Source organism: Micromonospora chalcea, from assembly GCF_002926165.1.
GTDB classification, from domain to species: Bacteria; Actinomycetota; Actinomycetes; order Mycobacteriales; family Micromonosporaceae; genus Micromonospora; species Micromonospora chalcea.
Genome location: NZ_MAGP01000057.1, coordinates 100989 through 113818 on the forward strand (window position 1 = coordinate 100989; position 12830 = coordinate 113818).

The window sequence follows — 12830 nt, forward strand, 5'->3', positions numbered from 1 at the left end:
GAGAGAACAGCATGCACACCCCCGAGAACGAAGCCCTCCGCCGCGACGCCGACGACCCCGGTCACCGGCACCTGTTCCACATCCCGCCGGCTGACGGCGGTCGCTACCCGGACACCGCGTACCTGGCCGGTAACTCGCTCGGCCTGCAGCCCCGCGCCACCCGGGACGAGCTCCTCGCCGACCTCGACGCCTGGCAGCGCCTGGGCGTGGAGGGGCACCTGGAGTCGGAGCGGCCCTGGCTGCCGTACCACGAGCTGCTGACCGCGCCGGCCGCCCGCCTGGTCGGCGCGCTGCCCGCGGAGACGGTGGTGATGAACTCCCTCACCGTCAACCTGCACCTGCTGATGGTGAGCTTCTACCGGCCGGCCGGCGAGCGCACCCGCATCGTGATCGAGGACAGCGCGTTCCCGTCGGACAGCTACGCGGTGCGCAGCCAGGCCCGCTTCCACGGCCTGGACCCGGACACCACCGTCGTACGCCTCAAGCCGCGCCCCGGCTCCGACACGCTCGGCACGCAGGACGTGCTGGACTTCCTGGCCCGCGAGGGCCACACGGTGGCGCTGCTGATGCTCGGCGGCGTGAACTACCTGACCGGCGAGCTGATGGACATCCCCGCCATCACGGCCGCCGGGCGGGCCGCGGGCGCGGTGGTCGGCTGGGACCTGGCGCACGCCGCCGGCAACGTGCCGCTGGCGCTGCACGACTGGGACGTCGACTTCGCCGCCTGGTGCTCCTACAAGTACCTCAACTCCGGCCCGGGCGCGCTGGGCGGCGTCTTCGTCCACGAGCGGCACCTCGGCGACCCGTCGATTCAGCGCTTCGAGGGCTGGTGGAGCACCGAGGCGGCCACCCGGTTCGAGATGACCCCGGTGTCCCGGCCGCCGGCCACCGTCGAGGCGTGGCAGATCTCCAACCCGCCGATCTTCGCGATGGGCCCGGTGCGTACCTCGCTGGAGCTGTTCGACTCCGTCGGCATGCCGGCGCTGCGCGAGCGCAGCCTGCGGCTCACCGCCTTCCTGGAGCAGTTGCTCGACGAGGTGACGCCCGGCCGCCCGCTGAGCGTGGTCACCCCGCGCGACCCGGCCCGGCGCGGCTGCCAGCTCTCCGTCCGGATCGGCGTGGGCAGCGCGAACGAGCTGACCAAGCGGCTGCGGCACGAGCACGGCGTCGTCGCCGACGCCCGGGAGCCGGACATCGTCCGGTTCGCCCCGGTGCCGCTCTACTCGACGTACCACGACTGCTGGCGGGTCGCCGAGGCGCTGGCGGCAACTGTTGAGAAGGAGGGCTCATGACCGAGCGCGACGAGATCGCTGTCGTCGGCGCCGGGCTGGCCGGCTGCCTGCTGGCCTGCTACCTGGCGCGGCGCGGCTACCCGGTGGCCCTCTACGAGCGGCGGCCCGACCCGCGTACCGGCACCGTCGAGCGGGGCCGCTCGATCAACCTGGCGCTGTCCGAGCGCGGCCTGGACGCGCTGCGCCGCATCGGCCTGGAGGACGAGGTGATGGCGGACGCGCTGCCGATGCGCGGCCGCATGATCCACCCGGTCGAGGGTGAGCCGGAGTTCCAGTCCTACAGCGGCTCCGGGGACCGGGCGATCAACTCGATCAGCCGGGGCGCGCTGAACAACGCGCTGCTGGACGCCGCCGCCGCGCTGCCGAACGTGCGCGTCGCGTTCGACCACCGGCTGGTCGGCCGCGCCCTGCTCGGCGGCGAGATGACGTTCGAGACCCCGCAGGGCAAGGTCACCGCCACCGCCTCGGTCATCCTCGGCGCCGACGGCGCCGGCTCCGCGGTGCGCGGGCAACTGCTCGCGTACGGGGGCCTGACCGAGAGCCTCGACTTCCTCGACTACGGCTACAAGGAGCTGACCATCCCGCCGCTGGGCGGGGAGTTCGCGCTCGACCCGGGCGCGCTGCACATCTGGCCGCGCGGCACCTCGATGATGATCGCGCTGCCGAACCCGGACCGCTCCTTCACCTGCACGCTCTTCTGGCCGACCCACGGCACGCGCAGCTTCGCGTCGCTGAGCAGCCCGGCCGCGATCGAGCGGTTCTTCGCCACCCACTACCCGGACCTGGTCCCGCTGGCCCCGAACCTGGTCGACGACTACCAGCACAACCCGATCGGCCTGCTCGGCACGGTGCGCTGCACGCCGTGGCAGGTGGCCGGGAAGGTCGGCCTGATCGGCGACGCCGCGCACGCCATCGTGCCGTTCTACGGCCAGGGCGCGAACTGCGCGTTCGAGGACGTGGTCGAGCTGGACCGCTGCCTCGACGAGTGCGACGACGAGTGGGCCGCCGCGCTGCCGCTGTTCCAGCACCGCCGCCAGGACAACGCGGAGGCGATCGCCCGGATGGCGCTGGCGAACTTCGTGGAGATGCGGGACAAGGTCGCCTCGCCGGTGTTCCGGACCCGCAAGCAGGTCGAGCACGCGCTGGAGCGCGCGCTGCCCGGCCGCTACGTCTCCCAGTACGAGCTGGTCTCGTTCTCGACCACCCCGTACGCGCAGGTGCGCCGCCGGGTGCGCGCGCAGTACGCGGTGGTCGGCGCGGTGGCGGCCGGCGCGGTGGCGCTGCTGGCCGGTGGGGTCCGCGCGGCGCTGGGGCGGCGGCGATGACGCTCTGGGATCCCCGGCTGATGGCCGGGCACGCGCCGGACGGCCCCGGCCTGCTGCGCAACTTCGTCGGCGGCGAGTTCGTCGACGCCGGCGCCCGGTTCACCAAGCGCAGCCCGGTCACCGGCGAGCCGGTGTTCGAGGTGGTCGAGGCGTCGCAGTCCACGGTGGACGACGCGGTGGCCGCCGCCCGGGCGGCGCTGCGCGGCCCGTGGGGCCGGATGGGGGAGCGGGAACGCGCCGAGGTGCTGCGCCGGGTCGCCGACGAGCTGGAGCGGCGCTTCGACGACCTGGTTGCCGCCGAGGTGGCGGACACCGGCAAGGCCATCTCGCAGGCCCGGACGCTCGACATCCCGCGCGGCGCGGCCAACTTCCGCGCGTTCGCCGAGATCGTCGCGACCGCGCCCACCGAGTCGTTCACCACTGTCACCCCGACCGGTGGCCGGGCGCTGAACTACGCGGTCCGCAAGCCGGTCGGCGTGGTCGCGGTGATCGTGCCGTGGAACCTGCCGCTGCTGCTGCTCACCTGGAAGGTCGCGCCGGCCCTGGCCTGCGGCAACGCCGTGGTGGTCAAGCCCAGCGAGGAGACCCCGGCCTCCGCCACGCTGCTGGCCGAGGTGATGGCCGCGGCGGGCGTGCCGGACGGCGTGTTCAACCTGGTGCACGGCTTCGGCCCGGGCTCGGCCGGCGAGCACCTGACCCGCCACCCGGGCGTGGACGCGATCACGTTCACCGGCGAGTCGGCCACCGGCAGCGCGATCATGCGCGCCGCCGCCGACGGGGTGAAGGCGGTCAGCTTCGAGCTGGGCGGCAAGAACGCCGGCCTGGTGTTCGCCGACGCCGACCTGGACGCGGCGGTCGCCGGTTCGGTGCGGTCCAGCTTCACGAACGGCGGCCAGGTGTGCCTGTGCACCGAGCGCATCTACGTGCAGCGGCCGGTGTTCGAGGAGTTCACCGCGCGGCTGGCCAAGCGCGCCGACGAACTGGCGTACGGCTGGCCGGACGACGAGGCGACGGCGAACATGCCGCTGATCTCGCACGGGCACCGGGACAAGGTGCTCGGCCACTACGCGCTGGCCCGTACCGAGGGCGCCGAGGTCCGCGCCGGTGGGGGCACGCCGCGCTTCGGCGACGGCCGCGACGGCGGGGCGTACGTGCAGCCGACGGTGCTCACCGGCCTCGGCGCGGACGCCCGCACCAACCAGGAGGAGATCTTCGGCCCGGTGGTGCACGTCGCGCCGTTCGACGACGAGGACGAGGCGTTCGCGCTGGCCAACGGCACCGACTACGGCCTGGCCGCCGCGGTGTGGACGCGGGACGTGGGCCGGGCGCACCGGGCCGGCGCCCGGCTCGACGCCGGCATCGTCTGGGTGAACACCTGGTTCCTGCGCGACCTGCGCACCCCGTTCGGCGGGGTGAAGGCGTCGGGTGTGGGCCGCGAGGGCGGCGTGCACTCGCTCGACTTCTATTCCGAACTGACAAACGTCTGTGTGGACCTGTCATGAGCGCGCGTGGTGGGCAGAATGGCCGGAATCCCCAGCGACGTAAGCGAGGAACCGCCATGACCGTGGACATCGAGGCCGCCAACCGGGAACTCGCGGTGGCCCGGCAGGAGGGCAAACCCTGCCCGCCGCTGCGCGGCCGGCTGCTGCCCGAGGGCGACGTCGAGGCCGCGTACCAGGTGCAGCAGGTCTACACCCGGCAACGGCTGGGCAAGGGGCACCGCCGCGTCGGCGCGAAGATCGGCCTGACGTCGCGGACCGTGCAGGAGAGCTTCGGCGTCTTCCAGCCCGACTTCGGGGTGCTCTTCGACGACATGGCCGTCGGCGACGGCGTCGAGGTGCCGATCGACCGGCTGCTCCAGCCGCGGGTGGAGGCGGAGATCGCCTTCGTGCTCGGCGCGGACCTGCCGGACGAGCGGGTCACCACTGTCGACCTGATCCGGGCGGTGGACCACGTGCTGCCGGCCATCGAGATCGTCGACTCGCGGGTCGCCGACTGGGACATCTCCATCGTGGACACGGTGGCGGACAACGCCTCCAGCGGGCTGTTCGTGCTCGGCACCGCGCCCCGGCGGCTCGCCGACGTGGACCTGCGGTTGTGCGGCATGGTGCTGGAGCACGCCGGTGAGCCGGTCTCGGTCGGCGCGGGCGCGGCCTGCCTCGGCAACCCGCTGCACGCGTTGCAGTGGCTGGCCGCGACCATGGCCCGGGCGGGCGATCCGCTCAAGGCCGGTGACGTGGTGCTCTCCGGCGCGCTCGGCCCGATGGTGCCGGTCACGCCCGGCGCCGCGTACGAGGCGCGCATCTCCGGGCTCGGCTCGGTGCGTACCTGTTTCTCGCGGGAGGGAAGCTCATGAGCGGCGTCGGAGTGGCGGTGCTGGGGTCGGGCAACATCGGCACCGACCTGATGATCAAGGTGCTGCGGCTCAGTGAGAGCCTGCGCATGGTGGCGATGGCCGGCATCGACCCGGCCTCGGACGGTCTGGCCCGGGCCCGCAGGCTCGGCGTGACCACCACCGCCGAGGGCGTCGACGGCCTGGTCGCGCTGCCCGAGTTCGCCGACGTCCAGCTCGTCTTCGACGCCACCTCGGCCGGCGCGCACAAGCGGCACGACGAGGTGCTGCGGGCGCACGGGCGCACCGTCGTCGACCTGACCCCGGAGGCGATCGGCCCGTACGTGGTGCCGCCGGTGAACCTCGACGAGCACCTGGGCGAGCCGAACGTCAACATGGTGACCTGCGGCGGGCAGGCGACGGTGCCGATCGTGCACGCGGTCGGCCGGGTCACAGCCGTCGCGTACGGGGAGATCGTCGCCTCGATCGCCTCGAAGTCGGCCGGTCCGGGCACCCGGGCCAACATCGACGAGTTCACCGAGACCACCGCCCGCGCCATCGAGGTGGTCGGCGGCGCCGAGCGCGGCAAGGCCATCATCGTGCTGAACCCGGCCGACCCGCCGCTGTTGATGCGCGACACGGTCTACTGCCTGTGTCCGGACGCCGACGCCGACCGGGTGAAGATCGTCGCCTCGGTGGCCGACATGGTGGCCGCCGTGCAGGAGTACGTGCCCGGCTACCGGCTCAAGCAGGACGTGCAGTTCGACGCCGTCGACACGTACGCGCCGGTGCTCGGCCGGCACTTCACCGGCCTGCAGGTGTCGGTGTTCCTGGAGGTCTCCGGCGCCGGGCACTACCTGCCCGCGTACGCCGGGAACCTCGACATCATGACGTCGGCCGCGCTGCGCACCGCGGAGCGGCTGGTGGCGCTGCGTTCCCCGGAGGGGGCACCCCGATGACCGACCTCTACATCCAGGACGTGACGCTGCGCGACGGCATGCACGCCATCGGGCACCGCTACACGGTCGACCAGGTGCGTACCATCGCCGCCGCGCTCGACGCGGCCGGTGTGGCCGCGGTCGAGGTGGCGCACGGCGACGGCCTGGCCGGCTCCAGCGTCAACTACGGGCACGGCGCCGCCGCCGACGCGGACTGGATCGCCGCCGCCGCCGAGGTGCTGACCACCGCGCGGCTGACCACGCTGCTGCTGCAGGGCATCGGCACCATCGCCGACCTGAAGGCGGCGAAGGCGCTCGGCGTGACGAGCGTCCGGATCGCCACGCACTGCACCGAGGCGGACATCTCCGCCCAGCACATCGCCTGGGCCCGCGAGAACGACATGGACGTCTCCGGGTTCCTGATGATGTCGCACCTCAACGACCCGGCCGGGCTGGCCGCGCAGGCCAAGCTCATGGAGTCGTACGGCGCGCACTGCGTCTACGTCACCGACTCCGGCGGGCGGCTGCTGATGTCGGACGTGGCGCAGCGAGTCGACGCGTACCGGCAGGTGCTGGAACCGGAGACGCAGATCGGCATCCACGCGCACCACAACCTGTCCCTGGGTGTGGCGAACAGCGTACTGGCGGTCGAGCACGGCCGGATCCTCGGCGACGGCCCGCTCGGTTCGCCGTCCGGGCGGACCGTCCGGGTGGACGCCTCGCTGGCCGGCATGGGCGCGGGCGCGGGCAACGCGCCGCTGGAGGTCTTCGTCGCGGTCGCCGAGCTGCACGGCTGGAAGCACGGCTGCGACGTGTTCGCGCTGATGGACGCCGCCGACGACCTCGTCCGCCCGTTGCAGGACCGGCCGGTCCAGGTGGACCGGGAGACGCTCTCCCTGGGGTACGCGGGCGTCTACTCCAGCTTCCTGCGGCACGCCGAGCGGGCCTCGGCCAAGTACGGCGTGGACGTCCGCTCGATCCTGGTCGAGCTGGGCCGCCGCCGGATGGTCGGCGGCCAGGAGGACATGATCGTGGACGTGGCACTGGACCTGGCCGGTAAGGAGAACAACTCATGATCGGGCCGGACATCGCCGGCATCGCGGAGAAGCTGGGCGCGGCGGCCGACACCGCCACCGCGATCCCGCAGCTCGCCGCCGAGACCGGCCTCGACGTCGACGCCGCGTACGCGGTGCAGACCGCGCTGGTGAAGCGCCGCCTCGACCGGGGCGAGCGGCTGGTCGGGCTGAAGATGGGCCTGACCAGCAAGGCGAAGATGGCGCAGGTCGGCGTGGACGAGGTGATCTGGGGCCGGCTGACCGACGTGATGCGGGTGCCCGACGGCGGCGCCGTCGACGTCGGTGACTTCATCCACCCGCGCGTCGAGCCGGAGGTGGCGTTCCTGCTGGACCGGCTGCCCGACCCGGGCGAACCGGTCGGCTCGTTCACCCGGGCGGTACGCGCTGTCGCCCCGGCGATCGAGCTGATCGACTCCCGGTACGCGAACTTCACCTTCTCCCTGCCGGACGTGATCGCCGACAACACCTCGGCCGCCGCGTTCGTGGTCGGGCCGTGGGCGCCGGTGCCGGACGGGCTGGACAACCTCGGCGTGCTGCTGGAGATCGACGGGCGGGTGGCGCAGGTCGGCTCGACCGCGGCCATCCTCGGCGACCCGCGCCGCGCGCTGGACGAGGGCCTGCGGCTGGCCGGCCGGCACGGCGTCCGGCTGCGCAAGGGCTGGGTGTTCCTGGCCGGCGCGGCCACCGCCGCGGTGCCGCTGCGCCCGGGCGCGCACGTGCGCGCCACTGTCGAGAAGCTCGGTTCCGCCTCCCTGAAGGTTCTCCCATGACCGCCCGCGTGGTGGCCGGGAAGGCCGTGCCGCGGGGCGCGTTCCCGCACGTCAAGGTGGCCGGCGGATTCGTCTACGTGTCCGGTACGTCGTCGCGCCGGCCGGACAACACGTTCGCCGGGGTGTCGGTGGACGAACTCGGCACCACCGACCTGGACATCCGGGAGCAGACCCGGGCCGTGATCGAGAACATCCGGGACCTGCTGCGCTCGGTCGGCGCCGACCTCGGCGACCTGGTGCAGATCACCAGCTACCTGGTCAACATGAACGACTTCGGTGGCTACAACCAGGTGTGGGCCGAGTTCTTCGACGCGACCGGCCCGACCCGGACCACTGTGGCCGTGCACCAGCTTCCGCACCCGCATCTGCTGATCGAGATGCAGGCCGTCGCCCTTCTTCCGTCGGGAGGTTCCCATGAGTGAGATCGCCGAGCCGTTCAGCTTCTCCGGCTGGATCGGCGACAACCAGCACCTGCTCAAGCCCCCGGTGGGCAACAAGGAGATGCTGCCCGGCAGCGACGACTTCATCGTCATGGTGGTGGGCGGCCCGAACCAGCGCACGGACTTCCACGTCGACCCGTACGAGGAGTTCTTCTACCAGGTCAAGGGCAACATGCACGTCAACCTGATGCTCCCCGAGGGGCCGCGTACGGTGCACGTGCGCGAGGGCCAGATGTGGATGCTGCCGCGCAACACCCCGCACTCGCCGCAGCGTCCCGAGGCCGGCTCGATCGGCATGGTGATCGAGCGGGTCCGCGAGGAGGGCACGCTGGAGAAGTTCCAGTGGTACTGCGCCGAGTGCCACCACAAAGTGCACGAGGTGGAGTTGCAGGTCCGCGACATCGCCGCCGACCTGCCCCCGGTCTTCGCCGCGTTCTACGCCGACGAGAAGGCCCGCACCTGCGACAACTGCGGCGCGCTGCACCCGGGCAAGGGCTGACGCCGGTGTCGATGCCGGTCGTGGACGTGCACACGCACGTCGTACCGAAGGGGTGGCCGGACCTCGCCGCGGCGTGCGGCGGGTCCGGCTGGCCCTGGCTGCGGGTGGACTCCGAGCGCGCCGCCATGATCATGGTGGGGGAGACGGAGTTCCGCCCGATCGGCGCGCAGTGCTGGGACGCGCCGACCCGGCTCGCCGACATGGCCGCCGACGGCGTGGACGTGCAGGTCGTCTCGCCCACCCCGGTCTTCTTCAGCTACGACCGCCCGGCCGACCAGGCGGTCAAGGTGGCCCGGATCTTCAACGACCTCACGCTGGAGGTCACTGCGGCCGGCGGCGACCGGCTGGTGTCGTTCTGCCAGGTGCCGTTGCAGGACGCGGACGCGGCCTGCGCCGAGCTGGACCGCTGCCTGGCGGCCGGGCACGCCGGGGTGGAGATCGGCAACCACGTCGGCGACCGGGACCTGGACGACGCGGGCATCGTGCAGTTCCTCACCCACTGCGCCGAGGTCGGCGCGCCGGTCTTCGTGCACCCGTGGGACATGCCCGGCGGCCCCCGCCTGGACCGGTGGATGGCCCGTTGGCTGACCGGGATGCCGGCCGAGACGCACCTGTCGGTGCTGGCGCTGATCCTCGGCGGCGTGTTCGACCGGGTGCCGGACACGCTGCGGATCTGCTTCGCGCACGGCGGCGGCAGCTTCCCGTTCTGGCTGGGCCGCGCCGACAACGCCTGGCACCGCCGCGGCGACCTGGTACGCGGCGCGTCGAGCGGGCCGCCCAGCTCGTACGTGGACCGGTTCCACGTCGACTCGGTGGTCTTCGAGCCGGCCGCGCTGCGGCTGCTCGTGGACACCATGGGCGCCGAGCGGGTGCTGCTCGGCAGCGACTACCCGTACCCGCTGGGGGAGCGGCCGGTGGGCCAGGTGGTGCACCGGGCGGACTTCCTCACCGACGATCAGCGGGCCGCGCTGCTCGGCGGCAACGCGCTGCGGTTCCTCGGCCGCTGAGACCGGCGCGGGTGCGTCCGTCGTCGCCCTAGAGTCGACGGACGCACCCGGCGCTGTTCAGGACCGGCCGGACGTGTCGCCCGGCCTCCCGGCCGCCGGACCGGCAGGATGGACGGCATGGCCGAGCCGCACGACCTGACCGCGCTGGAACAGGCCGCCGCGATCCGCCGGGGCGAGCTGTCCAGCCTGGAACTGGTCGAGCACCACCTGCGCCGGGTCGAGGCGCTCGGCGACACCGTCGGCGCGTTCGTCACCGTCACCGCCGAACACGCGCGGGCGGCCGCCCGCGCGGCCGACGCGGTCCCGGCGGCGGACCGGCATCCCCTGCACGGCGTGCCGACCGCGATCAAGGACCTGACACTCACCGCCGGGGTACGCACCACCTTCGGCTCGGCCGCCTTCGCCGACTTCGTCCCGCCGGTCGACGCCGACGTGGTCCGCCTCATGACCGACGCCGGCCTGGTCAGCGTCGGCAAGACCACCACCTCCGAGCTGGGCTGCTCGCTGTACTCCGAGGGGCTGGTGGCGCCGCCGGCCCGCAACCCGTGGGACCTCGCGGGCACAGCGGGCGGGTCCAGCGGCGGGGCGGCCGCAGCGGTGGCCGCCGGACTGGTGCCGGTGGCCCAGGGCTCCGACGGCGGCGGCTCGCTGCGCATCCCGGCCGCGCTCTGCGGTCTGATCGGCTACAAACCCAGCCGGGGCATGGTCTCCGGCGGGCCACTCGGCTTCGGTGGCTTCGGGCTGCCGGTGAACGGGCCGATCGGCCGCACCGTCGCCGACGTGGCCGCGCTGCTCGACGTGCTGGCGCGACCCGTGCCCGGCGAGCCGTACCTGCCGCCGGCCGCGCCCGCCGGCGGCTACCTCGGCGTCGCCCGCTCCGCCCGCGCCACCGGCCCCGGCCGGCTGCGCGTCGGCCGCTTCACCACGCCGATGCTCGCCGACGAGCCGGTCCACCCCGACTGCGTCGACGCCGTCGACCGGGCCGCCGCGCTGCTCACCGACGCCGGGCACGAGGTGGTCGACGTCGTCGCGCCGCTCGGCCCCGAGGCGTGGCCGCTGTTCGAGACCCTCTGGTACGCGCTGGCGGTCACACCGGTCCCGCCCGACCGGGAAGGCGAGCTGCTGCCGCTGACCCGGTACCTGCGGGAGCGCGGCGCGGCCCTCGGCGTCCCCACGCTGATGGCCGCGCTCGGCGAGCTGCAGGCGCAGGTACGCCTCGGCGTACGCCGTACCGCCGGTTGTGACCTGCTGCTCTGCCCGACGCTCGCGGCCCCGCGGATGCCGGTCGGCGCGCTCGCCGCCCTCGAACCGGCAGAGGATTTCGACAGGCAGCGGCGCTTCTCGCCGTACTGCGCGGTCTTCAACGTCACCGGCGATCCGTCCGTTTCCCTGCCGGTCGGACGCACCCCCGACGGCCTGCCGGTCGGGGTGCTGCTCACCGGCCGGTACGGCGACGACGCGACATTGGTCGCCACTGCCGCGCAGCTTGAGCACTCGAGTGGCGGATGGGATCAGCACCCCGCAATCTGGCTGGCCACCGACTCCGCTAACGTGAACATCACAAGTGAGGTGCGGCGCGGCCGGTCCTGACCGGTCACCCGACCCGAATCATTCCTGGTCTCTCTTTCCGCCTGGGGGCGTTGGGATTGTCTGTTACCGAGACGTTGGTGGTCTTCGTCGGCATCCCGGCCGCCGCGGTGCTGCTGATCGCCGGCCTGGCGGCCGTCGGGGGCAGCCGTGGCAACGGTGGCGGCGCCAAGCGCTACCGGCCGGGCCGGCCCTTCGACTTCACTCCGGTCTGGTTCCTGAGCCGTCCGGAGCAGCTGGCCGACTCGGCCGGCACGGCGCTGTCCGCCGGAGCGCAGGCGCCGGCGTTGACCAGCCGCAAGCAGGAGCAGGCCGGCCGGGAGGCGCCGGCCGGTGGAACCGGAGGCGCAAGTGACCGTTGGTGAAGCGCGGCCCACGACGGGGACGGACACTCCGCCCGACGTGCTGGACGGACCGTTCTCGACCCGTCAGCTGCTCCGCATCGACGAGGCGCTGCGCCTCGCCGACCAGGGCACCGGCCTGGTCTTCTCGGTCTACGTCGGCGGGCTGGACGAGCCGATCCGGGAGCACGCCGAGCGGCTGCACCGCCAGCTCGCCGAGCCCGACCGCTCGGTGCTGATCGCGGTGTCGCCCAACCAGCGGCAGCTGGAGGTCGTCACCGGCCGGTACGCGCGCAAGCGCATCCCGGACACGTACGCGAAGCTGGCCGCGCTCTCCATGGTGGCCGCCTTCGGCGGCGGCGACCTGGCCGGCGGCATCATCCAGGGCCTCGACCAGCTCGCCAGCCACGCCGGCAAGGGCTGACCCGCCCCGCACACGACGAAGCCCGGCCCGCGCACCGCGCGGGCCGGGCTTTCTCGTCGTCTCAGCGGGGCCAGGCAGAAGGATCCAGGCGCATGGGCCACGGCTCGTCGAGCTGGGCGGCGTCATCCGGCCCGACCGTACCCATCAGGTTGTAGTGGACACCCTTGACCAGTTGGTAGCGGTAGATCACCGGGCCGAAGTCGCCTCGCTCCACCCGCCAGTAGTGCGGGATGCCGGCCTCGGCATAGAGCGGAGGCTTGATCAGCCGGTCATACCGGCGGCTGCTGGGTGACTCGATCTCGACGACGAGCGCGACATCCGAGGGGTGCGTCCACAAGCCGTCCGGGGGAGCGCTCGGCTTCAGCACGGAGATGTCCGGAATGAGATTGGCGACAGGTGCCCGGAGTCCGGCCTCCCGAATGACCCACCAACCGGTCGGCGCAGTGGCCTGGAGCGCCGATCGGATCTCGTCGGCCAGAAGTTGGTGCCCGTACCCGGGGGGTGGGGTCACGTGCAGGCTCCCGTCGATGATCTCGTAGCGGCTTCCGTCCTCGGGGAGGTCGGACAGGTCCTGCTCCTGCCACGGCCGCTCCGGCGGGCGCCACTCGTGGGTCGGTTGTGCCATCACGTCCACCTCCTCCGCACACGATAACGGCCGGGGGTCGGCACGGGCTCCCACCCACGCCGGCCCCCGGCCGCCGCGCCCCTGCTTTCTGGCGCTGCGGGCGTCCCGCTCGCGGGCCCTCAGCGCGCGGACCACACCGTCGCGACCCTCCGACAGCACCCGCCGCAGCGCCTG

General features: G+C 73.2%; 14 protein-coding genes. 13 read left to right on the top strand and 1 reads right to left on the bottom strand.

Annotated elements, in window-relative coordinates; all coding sequences use genetic code 11:
- The first annotated feature begins 11 nt into the window (after window positions 1-11).
- From kynU to BAW75_RS06810, 13 genes are all read left to right on the top strand, one after another.
- Entirely contained in the window at window positions 12-1292 is a 1281-nt protein-coding gene (kynU, locus tag BAW75_RS06750) for a kynureninase (RefSeq protein ID WP_043328909.1), read from the top strand.
- The gene (locus tag BAW75_RS06755; RefSeq protein WP_104112979.1) at window positions 1289-2617 is read left to right on the top strand and encodes an FAD-dependent oxidoreductase; all 1329 of its coding nucleotides are present in this window, start codon (window positions 1289-1291) and stop codon (window positions 2615-2617) included. The genes kynU and BAW75_RS06755 overlap by 4 nt, the downstream gene beginning before the upstream one ends.
- Window positions 2618-2637: 20 nt before the next feature.
- Window positions 2638-4119 (top strand): 2-hydroxymuconic semialdehyde dehydrogenase, encoded by a 1482-nt coding sequence (locus tag BAW75_RS06760; RefSeq protein ID WP_104112980.1) that lies wholly within the window; start codon window positions 2638-2640, stop codon window positions 4117-4119.
- A 56-nt stretch (window positions 4120-4175) separates the two neighbouring features.
- Window positions 4176-4973: a 2-keto-4-pentenoate hydratase gene (locus BAW75_RS06765; RefSeq protein WP_069087296.1), complete on the top strand. Its 798-nt coding sequence runs from the start codon at window positions 4176-4178 to the stop codon at window positions 4971-4973.
- Complete coding sequence (locus BAW75_RS06770) at window positions 4970-5908, top strand: acetaldehyde dehydrogenase (acetylating) (protein ID WP_104112981.1); 939 nt, start codon at window positions 4970-4972, stop codon at window positions 5906-5908. The genes BAW75_RS06765 and BAW75_RS06770 overlap by 4 nt, the downstream gene beginning before the upstream one ends.
- Entirely contained in the window at window positions 5905-6963 is a 1059-nt protein-coding gene (dmpG, locus tag BAW75_RS06775) for a 4-hydroxy-2-oxovalerate aldolase (RefSeq protein ID WP_104112982.1), read from the top strand. Before BAW75_RS06770 ends, dmpG begins: the two co-directional genes overlap by 4 nt.
- Window positions 6960-7733 (top strand): 2-keto-4-pentenoate hydratase, encoded by a 774-nt coding sequence (locus tag BAW75_RS06780; RefSeq protein ID WP_104112983.1) that lies wholly within the window; start codon window positions 6960-6962, stop codon window positions 7731-7733. The genes dmpG and BAW75_RS06780 overlap by 4 nt, the downstream gene beginning before the upstream one ends.
- Complete coding sequence (locus BAW75_RS06785) at window positions 7730-8155, top strand: RidA family protein (protein ID WP_104112984.1); 426 nt, start codon at window positions 7730-7732, stop codon at window positions 8153-8155. The genes BAW75_RS06780 and BAW75_RS06785 overlap by 4 nt, the downstream gene beginning before the upstream one ends.
- Window positions 8148-8672, top strand: a complete 525-nt coding sequence (locus BAW75_RS06790; RefSeq protein WP_030502185.1) for a 3-hydroxyanthranilate 3,4-dioxygenase — start codon at window positions 8148-8150, stop codon at window positions 8670-8672. Before BAW75_RS06785 ends, BAW75_RS06790 begins: the two co-directional genes overlap by 8 nt.
- Before the next feature lie 5 nt (window positions 8673-8677).
- Window positions 8678-9679: an amidohydrolase family protein gene (locus tag BAW75_RS06795; RefSeq protein ID WP_208635196.1), complete on the top strand. Its 1002-nt coding sequence runs from the start codon at window positions 8678-8680 to the stop codon at window positions 9677-9679.
- 117 nt (window positions 9680-9796) lie between these two features.
- The gene (locus BAW75_RS06800; protein WP_104112993.1) at window positions 9797-11269 is read left to right on the top strand and encodes an amidase; all 1473 of its coding nucleotides are present in this window, start codon (window positions 9797-9799) and stop codon (window positions 11267-11269) included.
- Window positions 11270-11325: 56 nt separating this feature from the next.
- Window positions 11326-11631: an aa3-type cytochrome oxidase subunit CtaJ gene (gene ctaJ / locus BAW75_RS06805; RefSeq protein WP_431881862.1), complete on the top strand. Its 306-nt coding sequence runs from the start codon at window positions 11326-11328 to the stop codon at window positions 11629-11631.
- On the top strand, window positions 11618-12031 hold the full coding sequence (locus BAW75_RS06810) for a DUF5130 family protein (RefSeq protein WP_030502180.1): 414 nt from the start codon (window positions 11618-11620) through the stop codon (window positions 12029-12031). Before ctaJ ends, BAW75_RS06810 begins: the two co-directional genes overlap by 14 nt.
- A gap of 61 nt (window positions 12032-12092) precedes the next feature.
- Here the strand turns inward: BAW75_RS06810 and BAW75_RS06815 are convergent.
- Window positions 12093-12830 (bottom strand): Uma2 family endonuclease (locus tag BAW75_RS06815; RefSeq protein ID WP_244206024.1); only part of this gene is annotated, 738 nt, incomplete at its 5' end.